Source organism: Roseibium algicola, assembly GCF_001999245.1.
Classification (GTDB): Bacteria; Pseudomonadota; Alphaproteobacteria; order Rhizobiales; family Stappiaceae; genus Roseibium; species Roseibium algicola.
Genome location: NZ_CP019630.1, coordinates 123,465 through 140,717 on the forward strand (window position 1 = coordinate 123,465; position 17,253 = coordinate 140,717).

At 57.8% G+C, this 17,253-nt stretch carries 14 protein-coding genes; 8 read left to right on the top strand and 6 right to left on the bottom strand.

The genetic code is table 11. The features are described from left to right. Nucleotides 1-22 precede the first annotated feature (22 nt). Nucleotides 23-1,168 carry a YHYH protein gene (locus B0E33_RS00550; protein WP_077290101.1) on the bottom strand — a complete coding sequence of 382 codons (1,146 nt, stop codon included), beginning with the start codon at nt 1,166-1,168 and terminating at the stop codon, nt 23-25. A 170-nt stretch (nt 1,169-1,338) separates the two neighbouring features. Continuing rightward, nucleotides 1,339-1,761: a nucleoside-diphosphate kinase gene (ndk, locus tag B0E33_RS00555; protein ID WP_031270733.1), complete on the bottom strand. Its 423-nt coding sequence runs from the start codon at nt 1,759-1,761 to the stop codon at nt 1,339-1,341. Between the two features lie 245 nt (nt 1,762-2,006). Between ndk and B0E33_RS00560 the strand changes: the two genes are divergently transcribed. Continuing rightward, complete coding sequence (locus B0E33_RS00560; protein WP_077293090.1) at nt 2,007-2,900, top strand: DUF4344 domain-containing metallopeptidase; 894 nt, start codon at nt 2,007-2,009, stop codon at nt 2,898-2,900. On the opposite strand, the gene B0E33_RS00565 is transcribed toward B0E33_RS00560, so the two are convergent. Then, entirely contained in the window at nt 2,885-3,913 is a 1,029-nt protein-coding gene (locus tag B0E33_RS00565; protein ID WP_077290102.1) for a helix-turn-helix transcriptional regulator, read from the bottom strand. The two genes, B0E33_RS00560 and B0E33_RS00565, sit on opposite strands and share 16 nt — an antisense overlap. 153 nt (nt 3,914-4,066) lie before the next feature. On the opposite strand from B0E33_RS00565, the gene B0E33_RS00570 reads away from it, so the two are divergent. The 4 genes from B0E33_RS00570 to B0E33_RS00585 all read left to right on the top strand — a co-directional run bounded on the left by B0E33_RS00570 (nt 4,067) and on the right by B0E33_RS00585 (nt 9,239). Beyond that, complete coding sequence (locus B0E33_RS00570) at nt 4,067-5,137, top strand: alpha/beta hydrolase family protein (RefSeq protein WP_077290103.1); 1,071 nt, start codon at nt 4,067-4,069, stop codon at nt 5,135-5,137. Between the two features lie 113 nt (nt 5,138-5,250). Next, on the top strand, nt 5,251-7,134 hold the full coding sequence (locus B0E33_RS00575; protein WP_077293091.1) for an ABC-F family ATP-binding cassette domain-containing protein: 1,884 nt from the start codon (nt 5,251-5,253) through the stop codon (nt 7,132-7,134). Next, on the top strand, nt 7,134-7,832 hold the full coding sequence (locus tag B0E33_RS00580) for an HAD family hydrolase (RefSeq protein WP_077290104.1): 699 nt from the start codon (nt 7,134-7,136) through the stop codon (nt 7,830-7,832). Before B0E33_RS00575 ends, B0E33_RS00580 begins: the two co-directional genes overlap by 1 nt. A 162-nt stretch (nt 7,833-7,994) precedes the next feature. Then, entirely contained in the window at nt 7,995-9,239 is a 1,245-nt protein-coding gene (locus B0E33_RS00585; RefSeq protein WP_077290105.1) for a hypothetical protein, read from the top strand. Nucleotides 9,240-9,264: 25 nt separating this feature from the next. Here the strand turns inward: B0E33_RS00585 and B0E33_RS00590 are convergent, their stop codons facing one another. The 3 genes from B0E33_RS00590 to B0E33_RS00600 all read right to left on the bottom strand — a co-directional run bounded on the left by B0E33_RS00590 (nt 9,265) and on the right by B0E33_RS00600 (nt 12,213). After that, nucleotides 9,265-9,657, bottom strand: a complete 393-nt coding sequence (locus B0E33_RS00590) for a rhodanese-like domain-containing protein (protein ID WP_077290106.1) — start codon at nt 9,655-9,657, stop codon at nt 9,265-9,267. Between the two features lie 87 nt (nt 9,658-9,744). Beyond that, nucleotides 9,745-10,197, bottom strand: a complete 453-nt coding sequence (locus B0E33_RS00595; protein WP_023003980.1) for a DNA polymerase III subunit chi — start codon at nt 10,195-10,197, stop codon at nt 9,745-9,747. A 516-nt stretch (nt 10,198-10,713) separates the two neighbouring features. Continuing rightward, a complete protein-coding gene (locus B0E33_RS00600) occupies nt 10,714-12,213 on the bottom strand; it encodes a leucyl aminopeptidase (protein ID WP_077290107.1) in 1,500 nt (499 codons plus the stop codon). 237 nt (nt 12,214-12,450) lie between these two features. Between B0E33_RS00600 and lptF the strand changes: the two genes are divergently transcribed. From lptF to B0E33_RS00615, 3 genes are read left to right on the top strand one after another with little or no spacing between them, the layout of a single operon-like run. Continuing rightward, nucleotides 12,451-13,638 (top strand): LPS export ABC transporter permease LptF, encoded by a 1,188-nt coding sequence (gene lptF, locus B0E33_RS00605; RefSeq protein ID WP_023003978.1) that lies wholly within the window; start codon nt 12,451-12,453, stop codon nt 13,636-13,638. Beyond that, nucleotides 13,635-14,729 (top strand): LPS export ABC transporter permease LptG, encoded by a 1,095-nt coding sequence (lptG, locus tag B0E33_RS00610; protein ID WP_023003977.1) that lies wholly within the window; start codon nt 13,635-13,637, stop codon nt 14,727-14,729. Before lptF ends, lptG begins: the two co-directional genes overlap by 4 nt. A gap of 58 nt (nt 14,730-14,787) precedes the next feature. Further along, nucleotides 14,788-17,109: an LPS-assembly protein LptD gene (locus B0E33_RS00615; RefSeq protein ID WP_077293092.1), complete on the top strand. Its 2,322-nt coding sequence runs from the start codon at nt 14,788-14,790 to the stop codon at nt 17,107-17,109. Nucleotides 17,110-17,253: the final 144 nt, after the last annotated feature.

A 17,253-nucleotide genomic window follows, 5' to 3' on the forward strand; every position in this document is an offset into this window, starting at 1 on the left:
TGGATGTCACGCACTTTTCCGTTCAGCTGCCGCTGCAGGGAGACCTCCCCCCACGCCCGGCTTCCGGCCTTGCGCCGGGTGGAGGACCTCCGTTGCGCGAGCCAAAGCCTGGTCCATGGCCAGAGCCAAGGCCCGGGGGCGGTGGGCGACCTCCATGCAGAAAACGTGGTGGGTGTCCGCCCTGCGCCTGAACAAGCACGACGGCAGCCTCGCTATTGTCCGACAGCGCCGCAAAATCGACCGTGGGAAGATCGCTCTCGTTCTGGATCTCGCCTCTCATGCCACCGCGTTTCAAGCGCATGAAGCTGCTGTCGGGATTGCCCATCCAACAGCGCGGAATGAAAGGAAATGCATCCGTCAGCACATAGTGATACGTGCCGTTCGGATATTCCGGCGTAACCGCAAAACGCCCGTTGCACTGGTCAAGATCGCCGGCGCCGGCAACATAGGCCCAATCCTTTGTGAACTTGCCGTTGTAGCGCCCGCCCGGCCCGCCCGGCCGATTGCCTTTCTTCACCCTGTAGCTGCTGTTCAGCTTCTTGAGACCCGAATTCCGCTTGGGGTCGGAATAGCCGTAAGGGCCGTAGATGGGAAAGCCGTCCGCGGCAAACCCCAGAAGGGCGGGCACTGACCTGCCATCCTTGGAGGCCATGACCCCGGTCGGAATGCCATGATAATGGTAGGTGCCATCCGGTTGGACATGGGCGTTGTACCGATCAAGACCCAGCTTGCAAGCACCGCCCAGCGCCTCGTAGTTCCATCCCGAGCGACGGTCGTTTTGCCAGAACTCCGCCGTGCCAGGGTCCATGACCACACCGTTCACCGCAATGCCAAAAACCGCCCCCTGCGCCCTGGTTGCGCTGGAGTTCTTGTGCGGCACCAGAGGGACCTTCAGACTGTAGTTCTTTTTCGAAATGGAATGCGGGTTCCCGCGGTTGGGAAATTTTCCGGGTGGTTTCACCGGATAGCCGTCGGCATGAATATGGCGATAGTTGCTGTCGACTGAAATGTCTGCCGACGCTTCGGCCTTCGGCAACAAGAGGTTCCAGACTTCCTCCAAAACATGCGGCTGCTCGACGGCTTGTTCACCTTCCAGTGGCGCCTTGCTGTCATGCGCGGCGGCCGGTGCTGCAATCAGCGCTCCGGCCAGCGCTATGGATATGCGCATCGCTCTCTCCCGATCTCTTCGCCCACGAATTGAGTATGAGGCCTTTGGAAGCAGAACGCTGTCAGACAATCGCATCAAAGTGTAACGCGATGTAACGGTTGGGAGGCTGCACAAACAGAAAAAGCCGGCCCCGTCGGGACCGGCTTTCAAGTCAACTCATCGCCCGCAGGTTAGCCGACGAGTTCAACACCGGAGAACCAGAACGCGATTTCTTCAGCAGCGGTTTCAGCTGCATCGGAACCGTGTACGGAGTTTTCGCCGATGGACAGGGCATAGGACTTGCGGATTGTACCTTCTGCAGCGTCAGCCGGGTTGGTTGCACCCATGACTTCACGGTTCTTGGCAATGGCATTTTCGCCTTCCAGAACCTGAACGACGGTCGGGCCAGAGGACATGAATTCAGTCAGTTCGCCGAAGAACGGACGTTCCTTGTGAACCGCATAGAAAGCTTCAGCTTCGCGCAGGGACATCCAAACGCGCTTGGAAGCAACGACGCGCAGGCCGGCTTCTTCAAGCTTGGCGGTGATGGCACCGGTCAGGTTGCGCTTGGTGGCGTCCGGCTTGATCATGGAAAACGTGCGTTCAATCGCCATGGTTTCATCTTTCTCGTTTCAGCAGCGGGCCGGCGGAGTGCCGGTTCCGGATTTTTAAAAATTTCGCGGCCTTAATAACGGGGTGCCGTCACGCCCGCAAGGGGGCCGGGTCATGACATTTTGATGTCGGTAACCGGTTTGTGGCTCAATATGGTGCTGGCCAACATACGAACGGCTGCCTAGTCTGCGCGCAAATGCAAAGGTCGAGCGGACGGTTTGCGGCGCTCCTCTTCGGGAATGACACCATGGTCGAACTCTTCGCCATCCTGCCGACGCTGCTTTATGCGGCCGTCGCATCGCTCTGGCTCAGCCTTGCCGCACCCTCGGTGGCGGCCAATACACATGGGACCGATAGCCCGCAAACTTTCCCCACTTTGGCAGGGCAACTTGCCGCCCTTTCACCCGAACAGCTGGAAGAGCTCTTCGTTTTCGTTGCGGGCAACACGCTGTTCACGCTCTACCACGAAAGCGGACATATGCTTGTCTCGGAACTGGAACTGCCCGTTCTGGCCCAGGAAGAAGATGCCGTCGACAATCTGGCCACCGTTTCCATGCTCGGCGCGGACACCGACGACATGGATCTTTATCTCACACAGGCGATGATCGGTTGGTTCCTGATTGCCGAGGAAGACTACGACGACCTGGTTTTCTACGATGAGCACGATCTGGACCAGCAACGCGGCTACAAGATGCTGTGCCTGATGGTAGGGGCCGACGAAGACGCCTTTCTGGATCTTGCAAGAGACCTGGAGTTGTCGGAGGAGCGGATCGAAAGTTGCGCCTTCGACTATGAACAGGCCTCGGCTTCGTGGGAAATCGTGACCGATCCTTATCTGAGGGACAGCGATACGCCTGGGGGCAAGATCAAGGTCGTCCACGATCCGGCAACAAGAGACCTGGAAGCCATGGCCGTTTTCCTGAAGGAAAGCGGACTGGTGGAGATGGTCGCCAAGGAATTCGACACTTTCTACGAGCTGCCGAAGACAGTCACCTTCCGCTCGACCGCCTGTGGCGAGGAAAACGCCTTCTGGGATCCGGAGACTCGGGAAGTGATCCTCTGCCATGAACTTCTCGCCGGCCTGGCCGAGATCTATCTGAGTGTTCCGGAAGAAGATGAAAAAGCTCAGAGCGAGGACTGAGCATTCTTGCGATAAGCGCCTGGCGCTTCGCCATATGCCTTCTGGAATTCCCTGTAGAAGTTCGAACGGGTCAAAAATCCGGCCCGCTCCTGTATCCGGCCGACAGGTTCATCCGTCGTGACCAGCAGTCGTTCCGCTTCCGTGAGGCGGACCAGATTGACGAACTGGCTGACATTGACGCCTTCAACTGCGTTGACGGCTCTGGATAGATCCCGATCAGGAACCCCGACCCGCCGGGCCAGCCGCGTAAGTGTGAGCGATGGATCCCGGAAGAACTCCTGGTCGATCAGAACCGTTCTAGCAGCTTCAACCAGTTCTGCCTGTCGCGCTTCGCTTGCAGCAAACTCCTTCCCAGTATTCCGGGATCGCCCGAACCGAGTGCCTAGAAATCCAATGGCGGCTCCCACTGCGATCACCAGGAAAAACAGGCTTGCCCCGGAAATAGCCAGAGCTGCTGCGCCCTGTTTTTCTTGCGCAAACAGATACGCGACGAGAGCATCGATCAGGAGCGTGGCCACCATGACCAATATGGAGAAGAGAAGCAGCTTGTGCAGCAGACCGCCCATGTTGGTCGGCGCCTCGGCAAAGACGTCCTGCCCGTTGATCCAGATTCGTGCGAGAGCCAGCGAATAGACCGCATAGCTCATCCCGATCACCCCATCGACATACCCGGTCACCGGCACCGGCAAATTCAACGCTACCGTCAAAATGGCTGCCGCCCCAAGGTTCCAAGCAATCAGTCGCCGGGCTCTTTCGGCGAGTACCGTGAGGGAAATGAAGGCCAGATAAATGAGCGGCGCTATCCACACGGGCAGAACCCGTTGAACCGCAAGAAACTCGAAATGCCCATAGGCAAAACGCATTCCGACCAAGGACGCCTCGACCGCCATCAGGCAAAACACCCCGGCAAACATTCCGCGTGCCTGTCCAGGCAGAGACCGCCAGGCCAGAGTCGCCAGGGCGAGCCCTCCGAACAGTGCGGCTAGCAGGAAAGACACCGGAATGCTGATCATCTTTGGTCCAACGCGCTCGACTGTGGAGACACAACAACCTGTAGGTTCTGTCCTTTATCACGATTGAGGACAGGACATCGCCTCCGAGGCAATTGTCAACTGGTCTGGCGCAGAGCATCTCCAGGACTTCCTGCTAACACCCCTGGAGGTTCCATGTATCCGTCATCCAACCGCCTCTTTTGGCCCATCCGGCTGTGCTGGTTTGCTGCGTCACTTGCCGGTGTCTTAGGGCTCGCGTCAAGTGCGCTTGCCGAGGACACACTTCGCTACGGGCCGGGTGTCACCAAGATCACCGTCGAAGATGCGCGCAAAGACCGGCCCCTTGAAGGTGACATCTGGTATCCAACCGCAACGCCAGACATTCTACCCCGGGCAGACACGAGCAAAGTCTGGCAAATGGCGCTGGCCGATCCTGACGGCAAAGCCGCCGAAGGCATATTTCCGCTCGTTGTCGTATCGCACGGTATGTACGGCAACACGTTCAACCAGGCCTGGCTCGGCTCCGAACTTGCCCGGCGCGGCTATTTCGTTGCCATGGTCAATCATCCGGGCACCAGCTCTTTCCTGCGCGATCCCGACCAAACCCGCAAGCTCTGGGAGAGGCCCGTCGATCTGTCTCGCCTTATCAGCTTCCTGATCGAGGACAGCCCTTACAAGGACAGGATCGACCCGGAACGGATCTATGCGGCCGGCCATTCCCTCGGCGGCTTCACAGTCCTGCTTTTAGCTGGCGCTGAATTCGAACCTGACCGGTATGAGCGTGAGTGTTCGGGTGAGAAACTGCCGGTTGCCTGCCAAGTGCTGACCGGTTGGTCTATCGCGAAAACGGAGGCCGACCGGAGCGAGATGGCAAAATCTAGAAAGGACCCGCGGCTGACCAAGGTCATCAGTCTGGATCTTGGTGGAACTCCGGTCCTTTCCCGCGACAGCCTGAGCGCCATCGACATCCCGGTTCTCGTTCTGGGTTCGCAGCGTGCCGACATGCTGAACCAGGAGATCGAGTCGCGAGCGCTGGCCGCTGCCCTGCCGGCCGACAAGGTCCACCATGTGGAAATGTCTGATGCCGGGCATTTCGACTTCATGGGTGTGTGCAAGCCGGAAGGGTTTGCCATCCTGGAAGAATATGAGCCGGGCGACGAAATCGTATGCATCAAAGGCAACAAGGAACGCGAAGAGCAACATCAACGTATCCTCGCGGAAATTCTTGCCTTCCTGGAACATTGAGACAGGGCGCGGCGGGCTCAAAAGTGCAGCAATGCCACAGCCTGCTGCCCGAACGAGGTTTTGCTCCGGTTTCCGCTTGCATCCGCAGGGGCGCTCCGCCAAACATCCGCTTCATGTTGCAGATTACGGACCTTACATATCGGATCGGAGACCGCCTCCTGATCGACAGAGCCAGCGTTACGCTTCCCGGCAAGGCCAAGACAGGTCTTGTCGGTCGAAACGGTGCGGGCAAATCAACACTTTTCAAGATCATCACCGGTGATCTTTCCACCGAGACAGGCTCTGTGCAGATCCCGAAGCGTGCGCGCATCGGTCAGGTCGCACAGGAAGCGCCGGGGACGGAAGAAACCCTGATGGAAGTGGTGCTGGCCGCGGACAAGGAACGCAGCCAGCTGCTGGCAGAAGCCGAAACACAGACAGACCCTGCCCGGATTGCCGAAATCCACACACGGCTCGCCGACATCGGCGCCCACACGGCTGAAGCCAGGGCAGGCTCGATCCTGTCCGGCCTTGGCTTTGATGCCGCCGCGCAGCAAAGGCCGTGTTCGTCGTTTTCGGGCGGATGGCGCATGCGCGTTGCCCTGGCTGCGGTTCTTTTTTCCGAACCCGACCTTCTTCTGCTCGACGAGCCGACGAACTATCTCGATCTTGAAGGCACGATGTGGCTGGAAAACTATGTTGCCCGCTACCCGCATCAGGTGCTTCTGATCTCCCACGACAGAGACCTTCTGAACAAGGCTGTCGACAGCATCGTCCATCTCGACCGGGGCAAGATGACCTACTACTCCGGTGGCTATGACAGTTTCGACAGGCAACGTCGCGAAGCGATGATCCTTGCCGAAAAGGCAAAGGAAAAGCAGGACGCCCAGCGCAAGCACATGCAAGCGTTTGTCGACCGGTTCCGCTACAAGGCCAGCAAGGCCCGGCAGGCGCAGTCACGCCTGAAAATGCTTGAAAAGATGCAGCCGATTGCCGCCCTCACGGATGAGAGCAGCAAGCCGATCCATTTCCCCGATCCGGACAGCCAGCTGGCGCCGCCCATCCTGAAACTCGAAGGTGTGGCGACCGGCTATGGCGATACCAAGATCCTGTCGCGGCTGACGCTGAATATCGACACCGACGACCGGATTGCGTTGCTGGGCGCCAACGGCAACGGCAAGTCGACATTCGCCAAACTGATTTCCGGACGCCTGGGCGCCATGGATGGTGAGATCACCAAGGCGTCGAAACTGAAAATCGCCTTCTTCGCGCAGCACCAGCTTGACGAGCTCAAGCCTGCTGAAAGCGCCGTTGCGCATGTGCGTGCCCTCATGCTGGATGCGCCGGAGGCAAGGGTTCGGGCTCGTGTTGCACGCATGGGTCTTCCGACCGACCGGATGGACACGCCCGCGAAAGATCTGTCTGGTGGTGAAAAAGCCCGCCTGCTCCTGGGGCTGGCGACATTTGACGGTCCGCATCTGCTGATCCTCGATGAACCGACCAACCACCTCGACATCGACAGCCGGGAAGCGCTCGTGATGGCGCTGAACGACTTTCAGGGAGCCGTCGTTCTGATCAGCCACGACAGGCATCTCGTCGAGGCTTGCGCCGACCGGCTTTGGCTGGTGGCAGACGGCAAGGTGGAACCCTATGACGGCGACATGGAAGACTATCGCCGACTGATCCTGCAAGGTCCCGAGGCGGTTCAGAAAGCCCGTGACAAGGCCGCCGCGGAAGCCGACAAGGCAAATGCGCAAGAAAAACGCCGCGATGCTGCCGTCAAACGCGAACTTCTGAAACCGTTGAAACAGAAGATCGATGCCGCTGAAAAGGAAATGAAGCGTCTGCAGGAAAAGATCATCAAGCTGGACGAGGCCCTTTCCGATCCGGAATTCTTCACGAGGGAACCCGAACGGGCTGCGAAATTCGCCAAGGAACGAGCCTTCTGCGAGAAGAAGCTGATCAACACCGAAGAGGAATGGCTGGAGCTTTCCGCCGAATTCGAGGAGGCTTCCTGATGGCCAAGATCACGACACTCGGCTTCGATGCAGACGATACGCTCTGGCACAACGAACGGGTGTTCAGGCTGACGGAAGAACGGTTCGCCTCATTGCTCGGCGACTACACCGACAAGGATCACCTGGCCGAGCGGCTGCTGGCCGCGGAAAAACGCAATGTCCTGCATTACGGCTACGGCGTTAAGGGCTTTACCCTTTCCATGATCGAGACAGCGATCGAGGTCACCGACAGGCAGGTGCCCGCCGATGTCATCGCCGAAATCCTGGAAGCCGGGCGAGAGATGATGTCCCATCCCGTCGAGCCTCTCCCTTACGTCGAAGAAACGCTGAAAAAGGTGAAAGCGTCTTTCAAGCTGGTCCTGATCACCAAGGGGGACCTGTTCGACCAGGAACGCAAGGTGACGGCCTCCGGCCTCGATGTCTATTTCGACGCAATCGAGATTGTCTCTGAAATGACCGACGAGACATACCGCTCACTGTTTTCGCGTCACGGCAGTGGCCCGGGTGAAGCGCTTATGATCGGCAATTCACTGAAATCGGACATCCTGCCGGCGCTGGACGCAGGAGCATACGGTGCTCACGTGCCCTATGACCTGACCTGGGCACTGGAAGAGGCGGACGAGCCACGTGGCCATGACCGGTTTTACCGATTGGACCACATCGGCAAGGTGCCGCAACTGCTCGCTCGTCTGAGTTGAATTGCGGTTTTTCGACCGAAAAATTCCTGTCGGAAGTGAAACCAATTAAAGTCTGACGGGTTGTCGTAAGCGAACATTCAGACACTGCGGGCACGTTTGCGGAGTTACCGCGGGCGTTTTCGCAAAGCTCGATTTTTCGCACGCTTCAGACCAGGATACGTAATGTCTCTCTCCAGAACCGTCACCCTATTCCTTGGCGCAACAGCGCTCGTTGTTGCCCCTTCCCTGTCGCCGGATGTGCCTTCGCTTTCCTTCCATGTGGACAAGGCGTTCGCCAAGAATGGCAACGGAAACGGCAATGGTGGTGGCGGCGGCGGAAATTCCGGCGGCAATGGTGGCGGCAACAAGGGAAATTCCGGCAACAAGGGCAATAGCGGCAACTCCAACCGCGGTGGGAACTCCGCTTCCAACGGCAACGGCAACGGCAACAAGGGCCTTGGGATCTTCAACCGCGGCAATGGTTCCAAGCAGGCCAAGTCGAACAACGGCAACGGAAATGGAAAAGGCCTCGGTGGCTTTCTGAATTCCGTATTCGGAACCGAAAATTCAAAGAGCTCCGGCAAGCGTCAGACCGCCTCCAGAGGCAATAGTGGCACCGCGAGCCACCGGCTACCAAAGGCTGAACGCGCGACACTGGCAAGCATTGCCGTGACCCCACAGGCAAGCCCTGCAGGCAAACCGAAGAACTTCAATGCAAAGCTTGGTCGGTTGAATTCCCTCAATCGCAATTACCACGCCTATATCAATTCCAACGACCCGCATCTGGCTGCCATTCAGGCCTACATAAATGACAGCCTTGCCTACGAGCGACTTTCCGCAGATCTGGAAGGCCTCGAACAGGACCTCCTGACCGCACGTACGCTGTTCGACGGGTTGCTTCAGGACGTGGACAGCTATGACGGCTTCGCCTACGAAGGCCTGACCTCGCAACAGCTCGAAGACCGGCTTGCCGAACTTGAAAGCCTTGATACGGCTGAATTGTCAGATGACGAGCTGACCGCTCTCGAAACTGAAAGACTGGCGCTTGAAACTGCTCTTCAGAGCGACGCCTATTCGGATTTCAAAACGGCTGAAACCAACTACGAAACGGAAAAGACCGGCCTGGATGGGCTGGCCGCTGATGTTTCTGACGAAGCGCTGGAAGAAGCACTTCTGGCGATGGCAAACGAGAACCGCGTCCGGGAATATGGCGACGACTACGTCGACGAGGAAATGCTCGACTGGGCCAAGCAGGTTCTCGGGGTTGGCGATTACGACGGCAAGATCGATGAAATCCGCGAAGCAACCGAGACCCCGGACGACGGCACGGACCCGATTGATCCCGAAGAAACCGCCGTCAACGACGATGGTACGGACGGTTCGGACGCCGGTCCGGATGAACTGCGCCTGATCTCGACGTCCAACTAGCACCAATACGGCGGGGCGGTCTGTTTCAGTCCTTTTGCTCGACAGGACCGCCCTTCTCGACCCAGTCTGCGAACCCATCGGTCAGATGGGCAGCTTCAAAGCCCATATCCTGAAGCGCCGCGACAGTGAGTGCAGAGCGCCACCCTGCGGCGCAATGGAAGATGAAGCGTTTTTCCTGCGAGAAGACCTCCTTGTGATAGGGGCTCTCCGGATCCACCCAGAACTCGATCATGCCGCGTGGACAATGAATGCTGCCCGGAATGAACCCGAGCTTCTGACGTTCACGCACGTCTCGCAGGTCCACGAACACCACATCCGGGTCTCCTACCAGGGCGATGGCAGCGTCGGTGTCGACTTCCTCAATCCGCGCCTTGGCTTTGGCGACCATGTCGGCCGATGACATCTTCAGCTTCTTCATGAGGCTTTCCTCCAATATTGGCATCTCACACCGGTGCGCGTCTCACTTTTTAAAAGATTGCTCGCCCATCTCAGGGTCTGTGCCGGCCTAGGCCTTGCGTTCCCAACCGCCGGCTTCGGTCTGCTGCCAGTAAGCGATTTCAAACCCTTCCGCCTTGGCTTCCTTCCAGCGATTGCGCGCTTCCTGAACAGCCTCGGTATCGTTGCCATCAAACATGTAGATCGCCCGCTTGTAGGCGCTCAGCGGTGGCGGCGCTGCCCTGTCCACCAGGAAGCGCACGTCGGCTTCGTTCGGATTATCCTGTTCGGACGTGAGATATATCGGCTGATGTTCGGCGTAACCGTCTGCCTTGGTGCCATGTGGCAGAAAACCGTCGTCGGTGAAAGTCCACAAATGGGCATCAAGGGCGCTGCATCGCTCCTCGGTTCCCGTTTGCACGACAACTTTCCAATCCCGCTCCAGGCACTTTTGCAGAAGCTGCGGCAAAGCCATCTCCAGCGGCTTGTGCAAAAGGTGATAGAATACAACTTCAACGCTCATGCCGGACCCTGTCTAGACACATCCTTGTACCTTCGCTTTCCGTTTTCCACCGCCATGCCGGAATGTGGTGCAGGCCTGCAACACTTGCCTGTTCAAATTCCCCCGACGGCAAACATGACATGGACAGGCCATAAGACTCGTATCATTAACCCTTCGAAAATGTCGATTGGCTAGGGTTCGTCCCCGGGGACGATCCAATGATCATTTGATTTGGCCATGGATCAAAAAATTTGGCTGGTGAGCGGTTTTCCCGAGCCGGCGCAAAAGGGGATTTGGTGAATGCTTGCGCGTGTCGTTGTGTTTTTCGCATTGGTTGCTGTCGTTGCAGGCGCGACACTTGGCATGGGTCTTCTGGTTGAACCGGCAACGGCCTGCCAGACCTACAAGACCTGCTGATCCAAGGTCGACAGTCAGTTACGAAAAACCCGCCTTCCCGGCAGGTTTTTCTTTGCCCAGCGGCATTCCAGTCCTGGCGCCCTCCACCAGTAGAAAATGCGAAGGGCGCCACGATGGACCTCAGCCTTCGTAGTGATCTGCGACAAGCTGGTTGAGCAGACGCACGCCATAGCCCGAAGCCCAGCTCTGGCAGATATCGTCCTTCGGAGCGCCGAATGCGGTTCCAGCGATGTCCAGATGCGCCCAAGGCACGTCATTCGTGAAACGCTGCAGGAACTGGGCAGCGGTGATGGACCCAGCCCAGCGGCCACCGGTGTTCTTGACGTCTGCGTTGGGCGTATCGATGATCTTGTCGTATTCCTTCGACAGCGGCAGGCGCCAAAGCGGCTCACCGCTCGACTTGGCAGATGACAACAACTTGTCTGCCAGAGCGTCGTTGTTGGAAAAGAGACCGGCATTCAGGTTGCCGAGAGCGACAAGCACGGCACCTGTGAGCGTTGCCAGATCGATCATGATCGCCGGTTTGTACTTTTCCTGCGTGTACCAAAGCGCGTCGGCAAGAACCAAACGGCCTTCCGCATCGGTATTCAGGATCTCGATCGTGGTTCCGGACATGGCCGTGACGATGTCACCTGGTCGTTGCGCGTTACCGTCCGGCATGTTTTCGACGAGGCCGATGACACCGATCACGTTTGCCTTGGCCTTGCGCCCCGCGATCGCATGCATGGCGCCGATGACTGCGGCAGCTCCGCCCATGTCGCCTTTCATATCTTCCATGCCCGCGGCCGGCTTGATGGAGATACCGCCAGTGTCGAACACAACGCCCTTACCGACGAACGCAACCGGGGCGTCACCCTTCTTGCCTCCGTTCCAGCGCATCACGGCCAGCTGCGGTGGGCGGGTCGAGCCTTGGGACACGCCAAGCAAAGCAGCCATCTTAAGCTTCTTCATTTCCTTTTCGCCGAGAACCTCGACTTCGACACCAAGGGCCGTCAGTTCCTTGGCCTTCTCGGCAAACTCCACCGGACCCAGCACATTCGCCGGTTCGTTCACAAGGTCGCGGGCCAGAATCACGCCGTCGGCAATAGCTTCAGCAGAAGACCAGGCCTTCTTTGATGCCTTGGGATCGGCAACGGCCAAGGTCACCTTCATGTTCTTGGGTTTGTCATCGTCTTTCTTGGCAGTCTTGTAGGTGTCGAAGGCATAGGCCCGTAGCTTCACGCCCATTGCAAACTCTGCCGCCAATACACCGGACGGATCTGCATCGCCCGGGACATCCAGAAGCACCGTTGCTGCGTCTGCCTTGGTCTTCTGCAATTCTGCAAACACCGCGCCGCCAAAAGCCCGCCAATCGTCGCCAGTCAGCTCGCCGGCATCGCCAACGCCGAATACGATCAGCCGGTCGAGACCCGATCCGGCAGGAGCGACCAGATCAAGACTTGCCTTCTTCTTCCCGGTGAAACCTGCGATACCGGCCGAACGTTGCAAGCCTCCCTCGAGACCCGAGACAACTTCTGCAGCAACCGGCCCGAGGCTAAGGTCGCTACCGGCCAGGATTACCGCCACCCCACCCTTCGGCGTTTCGGCCTTGGAGAAGTTCAGTTTTGCAAGCTTGGTCATGCTTCGGTCCCGTTGGTTTTTCTGGTTGGAGCGGTTGGGCAGTGGAAAGAAAAGGCGCCCTAACCCGTAGATTGTGATTTTCCTGTCAAATCATGGGGTTTCAACAGCTTTTCGGCAAGGGCGACAAAAATTAATGTATATTTACCATTCTTATTCATGAGCCATTCACCACATTCCGTGTTATTCGGTCTCAGGCCGATTATCGTCATTTTTGCAGGGACATGTACCGGCACCGTTATGAAAACGCTTGAACGTTACATCATCCGCCGGACTGTTTACGCTTTCACCCTCACGATTGCAGCGATGACGGGTGTGGTTTGGGCAACCCAGGCCTTGCGCCAACTGGACCTGGTGACCTCAAAAGGTCAGACCATCGTCCAGTTCATTGGCATAACCATGCTTGCCCTGCCCTTCCTGATCGTCATCGTGGCTCCGTTTGCCCTGATGATCGCGCTGATACTGGTTCTAAACTCCTTGTCCGGCGACAGTGAGCTGATCGTGATCGATGCCAGTGGCGGCTCCAGGTTCCTTGTCTTGAAACCGGTCATGCTCTTTGCCTTCGTGGTCATGTTGCTGACCGCGAGCATGTCACTTTATGTGGCTCCGACAGGACTGGCTCAGCTACGCACCGAGATTACCCGCGTGCGCGCAGACCTTGTTGCCAACATCGTCAAGCCGGGCCGCTTCATCACCGTCGAGGACGGATTGACGTTCCATATCCGCAACCGTTCAGGCAAGGGCACTCTTGACGGTCTTTTGATGCACGACACCCGTGACCCGGAGACGGCCTTTACCTATCAGGCAGACACCGGGCTGATCGTCGAAGCTGCCGATCGCACGCTTCTTGTCATGCAGAACGGAACAATTCAGAGACGTCCAAAGCAGCAGGGCGATATTTCGATCGTTCGCTTCCAGTCCTATGCATTCGATTTGTCGAACCTTATTCCTGAAGCTGGCGAGCCAGTGTTCAAAGCCAGTGAGCGGACCACCCTTAACCTGATGTCACCAGGCAGGAACGACGAATATGCGCTGAAGAATCCGGACAAGTTGGCGCAGGAACTCCACGAACGCTTCAGCCAGCCGCTTTACTGCCTTTCCTTCGGCCTGATCGTGTTCGCGTTTCTTGGCAAGGCCAGAACGACACGCCAGGGGCGCGGGTTCGCCGTGCTCGGGGCAATCTGTTCCTGTGTCCTGTTGCGGACCACGGGCTTCGGCGTAACCGCCATTTCCGGTGGTTCCACCGCGCTTCTCAGCCTGCTTTACATTGTTCCCGTTGCGGGCGCGGTGTTCGCCCTCGTCTCCATCTTCCGCGAACAAGGCGGGTCGCAGCCACGCTGGCTGGTCGATCTGCAACATTCTGTTCAGGACAGGATTGATGCACTGAGTGATCGCTTGAACGGTCGCAAGCCGGGAGGCGTCGCATGATCCTTGGACGGACCCTGTCGCTGTATTTTTCAGGGCGTTTCCTGAAGGCTATCCTCGGTCTCTTCCTGTTTGCCGCCGTCCTGATCTATCTGTTCGACGTCCTGGAACTGGTTAGACGTGGTGGTGACCGCGAAGGATTTTCCGTCCTGCGCGTTGCCATGATCTCGGCCTTGCGGGTGCCTCTGCTGCTGGAACAGGTTATTCCCTTCACCGTCCTGTTCGGTGCAATTGCTGCCTTCGTGACGCTGAGCCGAGGCCTGGAACTGGTCGTGGCACGGGCTTCCGGCATCTCGGTCTGGCAGTTTTCTCTTCCCGCCATCCTTGTCGGGATCGTTCTCGGTATCCTGTCCATTACTGTCTACAATCCTGCGGCTGTCTGGTTTCAGCAGAAATCGGACGAGGCAGCTGCCGGTTTGTTCGGCTCGGAACAAAGTTTCCTTCTGCAGTCCTCGAACGACGTCTGGGTTCGGCAGGACGGCCTGGACGGAGAATCGGTGTTGCTTGCCAAGCAATTGCTGGAAGGCGGCACGCTGCTGCAGGGCGTCACCATTTTCACGTTCGACAAGGACGGTACCTTCCGCGAGCGGATCGAAGCTGACGAAGCGCGGCTCGGAGACCAGATCTGGTACCTGGACAATGCCATCGTCTACACGACCGAACAGGATCCACAGCCTTACGGGCAATATCAGATCAGCACATTCCTGACTGCGACTGAAGTTCGTGAAAGCATCGGATCCCCCGAATCGATTTCGTTCTGGAATCTGCCTCGTTTCATCGAACTGGCCAGAAACGCTGGGTTACCTGCCTATCGCTACAATTTGCAGTATCAGACTCTCCTCGCCCGCCCGCTTCTTTTGGTCGCTATGATTTTGATCGCAGCGGCGGTTTCCCTTAAAGTTTCGAGGTTTGGCGGTTTGGGAAGTATGATTCTGGGTGGAATCCTTTCCGGGTTCGTGCTTTACGTTCTAACCGAACTTGCCAAGGACTTCGGGGGTGCGGGTATTGTCCCTCCCTTGGTGGCGGCCTGGGCGCCGGGAATATTTGGAGTACTCATGGGTTTGACAATTCTCTTGAATCAGGAAGACGGGTAAAGCGATGACTTTTCCGGTTTTTCTGACAACAGAGACTTGGGCCAAAAAAGGCAGACTGTTGGCTGCGGCGAGCTTGTGCGCCATTGCAGCAACCCTTTGCCATGGGTACGGATCACCCGCCGCGGCACAGGACCTGACAGCAGGTCTGGCCGGTCAAGTCGATCCCGATGCCGAACTCCTGCTTGAATCAAGTGAGATCACCTACGATTTCGACCGCGATCTCATCGTCGCGACCGGAGATGTGCAGGTCTACTACGACGGCAGCACCGTGCAGGCGCATCAGGTTGTCTTCGACCGCAAGAGCCAGCAGCTCAAGGCGTCGGGCAATGTGATCTTCATCGAATCCAACGGCAATGTCGTGCGCACGGAAGAAATGGTCCTGTCCGAGGACTTTTCAGAAGGCTTCGCACGTGCCCTTCAGATCGACACGACGCGGCGCACACGCTTCCTGGCCGAGCAAGCCCGGCGCGAAGGCAACAACATCACGACCATCGATAACGGCGTCTATACGGTCTACACCAAACCGACCACCCCGCCGGACAAGCCGCCGCTCTGGCGCGTGCGGGCCGAGAAGATCATCCACAATCAGCAGGAAAAGATCATCCGGTTCGAGAACGCAGCCTTCGAGGTCTACGGTCAGCCGATTGCCTACCTGCCCTATCTGTCGATGCCGGATCCGTCCGTCACCCGAAAGTCCGGTTTCCTGATGCCCAGCGGCATTGTGTCCGACAAACTCGGGTATGGCGTAAGCGTTCCCTATTACTGGGCGCTCAGCCCCTATTACGATGTGACGACCATTCTGACGCCGCTCACCAAGCAGGGCGTGTTCGGCGATGTCGAATATCGTCATCGGTTTGCCGCTGGCGAAGTGAGTGTTTCTGCGGCTGGCCTGTTTCAGGCACAGCCGAGCAATTTCACGACGGACCGCGCTGACGATCGCTGGCGCGGTGCGGTCAATTCGACCGCCTCCTTCAGCATAGCGCGCGACTGGACCCTCGGCTGGAACCTGACCTACAAGAGTGACCGTCAGTTCTTCAAGGACTACTCGTTCACCAGTTTTGGCGACAACGGCGAGACCTCCACGATCTATCTGGAAGGCAAGACCGACCGTAACGCGCTGTCTGTCAAAGCCTATGCGTATCAGATCTCCCAGGAGGACTATACGGACAGCCAGTTCAACGCCAATGGCTTCTCTCCGGTCGGCAGCTCCCTGCAGGACAAGCAGCCGCTCGTTCTGCCTGTGATCGACTATGACTATGTGTTCGCGGATCCGATCCTCGCCGGTGAGTTGGCACTGACTGCCAACTTCACCTCGCTGACACGCGATGAAACGGATGCTTTCTCCATTGATGGCGGCACAACCGCGAAATTCCGTGGTATCGACGGCACCTTCTCGCGCGTATCCGTCAAGGGGAACTGGCGCCGCACATTCATCGATCCGCTTGGACAGTCGTTCACGCCGTTTGCCTATATGCGCGGTGACCTGTTCTTTCTGGCCTCACCCGATTCTGATGTGACCGCTCTCACTGGCGAAAGTTTCGTCGGCCGTGCAATGCCCGCAATCGGCCTGGAATACCGCTATCCGTTCATTGCAACCTTCAACGGCGGCAACCAGATCCTGGAGCCTGTCGCCCAGGTTGTGGCCCGTCCGAACGAGCAGCGGATCGGCGAACTGCCGAACGACGACGCGCAAAGCATCGTCTTTGATACGACGACCCTGTTCGACTACGACAAGTTCTCGGGCTTTGACCGCGCCGAAGGCGGCACACGTCTTAACGTCGGCCTGAACTACAAGCTGCAACTGGACAGTGGCTACTATGTCAGCGGCCTGTTCGGCAGGTCCTATCAGCTTGCCGGCGACAACTCCTATGCCATTCCGGACATACTCGGTGCGACGCAGGATTCCGGTCTGGAAACTTCCTTGTCCGATTACGTCGGCAGCCTCTATCTGGACACGCAATACGGTGTGAAGGTCGGCGCCCAGGCCCGGCTCGACAAGGAAGATTTCACCGTGAACCGGATACAGGCACAGGCCAGCGGTATCTACGGCCCGGTCGTATCTTCCCTTGCCTATGCGTTCCTGAACGCTCAGCCGGATGTCGGGATCGATGATCCGCGCGAGGAACTGCTAGGCTCCGCAAGCCTTCGCCTTGAGGAAAACTGGCGCATTTTCGGCTCCATGCGATACGATCTGCAAAACAGCAACATCGTGCAGGACGGTCTCGGGATCGGTTATGACGACGAAGGTTTTTCGCTGTCCGTCACCTATGCTGAAGACCGCAGCCGCAACGATGGCGATGACGTCAACCGGACGCTTTATTTCCGCATCGGGTTGAGGACCATCGGCACGACACAGGTTTCAAGCGGCGCTCTCAACTAGGCCATCTGACTGACCGTAGGTCATCATGCCGCCATGAAAAAAGGCATGATGCGTGGAACCTTTGAAATTTCGGGCATGATATGCGAAACATCATGTCATAAAACAACGAACTTCGGTTTGGCCTCAAGCCAGCACGGATGGTTA

Coding starts and splice junctions, on each gene's coding strand:
- B0E33_RS00585 (WP_077290105.1), top strand. CDS start 7,995: ATGTCTCTCTCCAGAACCGTCACCCTATTCCTTGGCGCAACAGCGCTC.
- B0E33_RS00580 (WP_077290104.1), top strand. CDS start 7,134: ATGGCCAAGATCACGACACTCGGCTTCGATGCAGACGATACGCTCTGG.
- ndk (WP_031270733.1), bottom strand. CDS start 1,761: ATGGCGATTGAACGCACGTTTTCCATGATCAAGCCGGACGCCACCAAG.
- B0E33_RS00565 (WP_077290102.1), bottom strand. CDS start 3,913: ATGATCAGCATTCCGGTGTCTTTCCTGCTAGCCGCACTGTTCGGAGGG.
- B0E33_RS00560 (WP_077293090.1), top strand. CDS start 2,007: ATGGTCGAACTCTTCGCCATCCTGCCGACGCTGCTTTATGCGGCCGTC.
- lptG (WP_023003977.1), top strand. CDS start 13,635: ATGATCCTTGGACGGACCCTGTCGCTGTATTTTTCAGGGCGTTTCCTG.
- B0E33_RS00590 (WP_077290106.1), bottom strand. CDS start 9,657: ATGAAGAAGCTGAAGATGTCATCGGCCGACATGGTCGCCAAAGCCAAG.
- B0E33_RS00570 (WP_077290103.1), top strand. CDS start 4,067: ATGTATCCGTCATCCAACCGCCTCTTTTGGCCCATCCGGCTGTGCTGG.
- B0E33_RS00575 (WP_077293091.1), top strand. CDS start 5,251: ATGTTGCAGATTACGGACCTTACATATCGGATCGGAGACCGCCTCCTG.
- B0E33_RS00595 (WP_023003980.1), bottom strand. CDS start 10,197: ATGAGCGTTGAAGTTGTATTCTATCACCTTTTGCACAAGCCGCTGGAG.
- lptF (WP_023003978.1), top strand. CDS start 12,451: ATGAAAACGCTTGAACGTTACATCATCCGCCGGACTGTTTACGCTTTC.
- B0E33_RS00550 (WP_077290101.1), bottom strand. CDS start 1,168: ATGCGCATATCCATAGCGCTGGCCGGAGCGCTGATTGCAGCACCGGCC.
- B0E33_RS00600 (WP_077290107.1), bottom strand. CDS start 12,213: ATGACCAAGCTTGCAAAACTGAACTTCTCCAAGGCCGAAACGCCGAAG.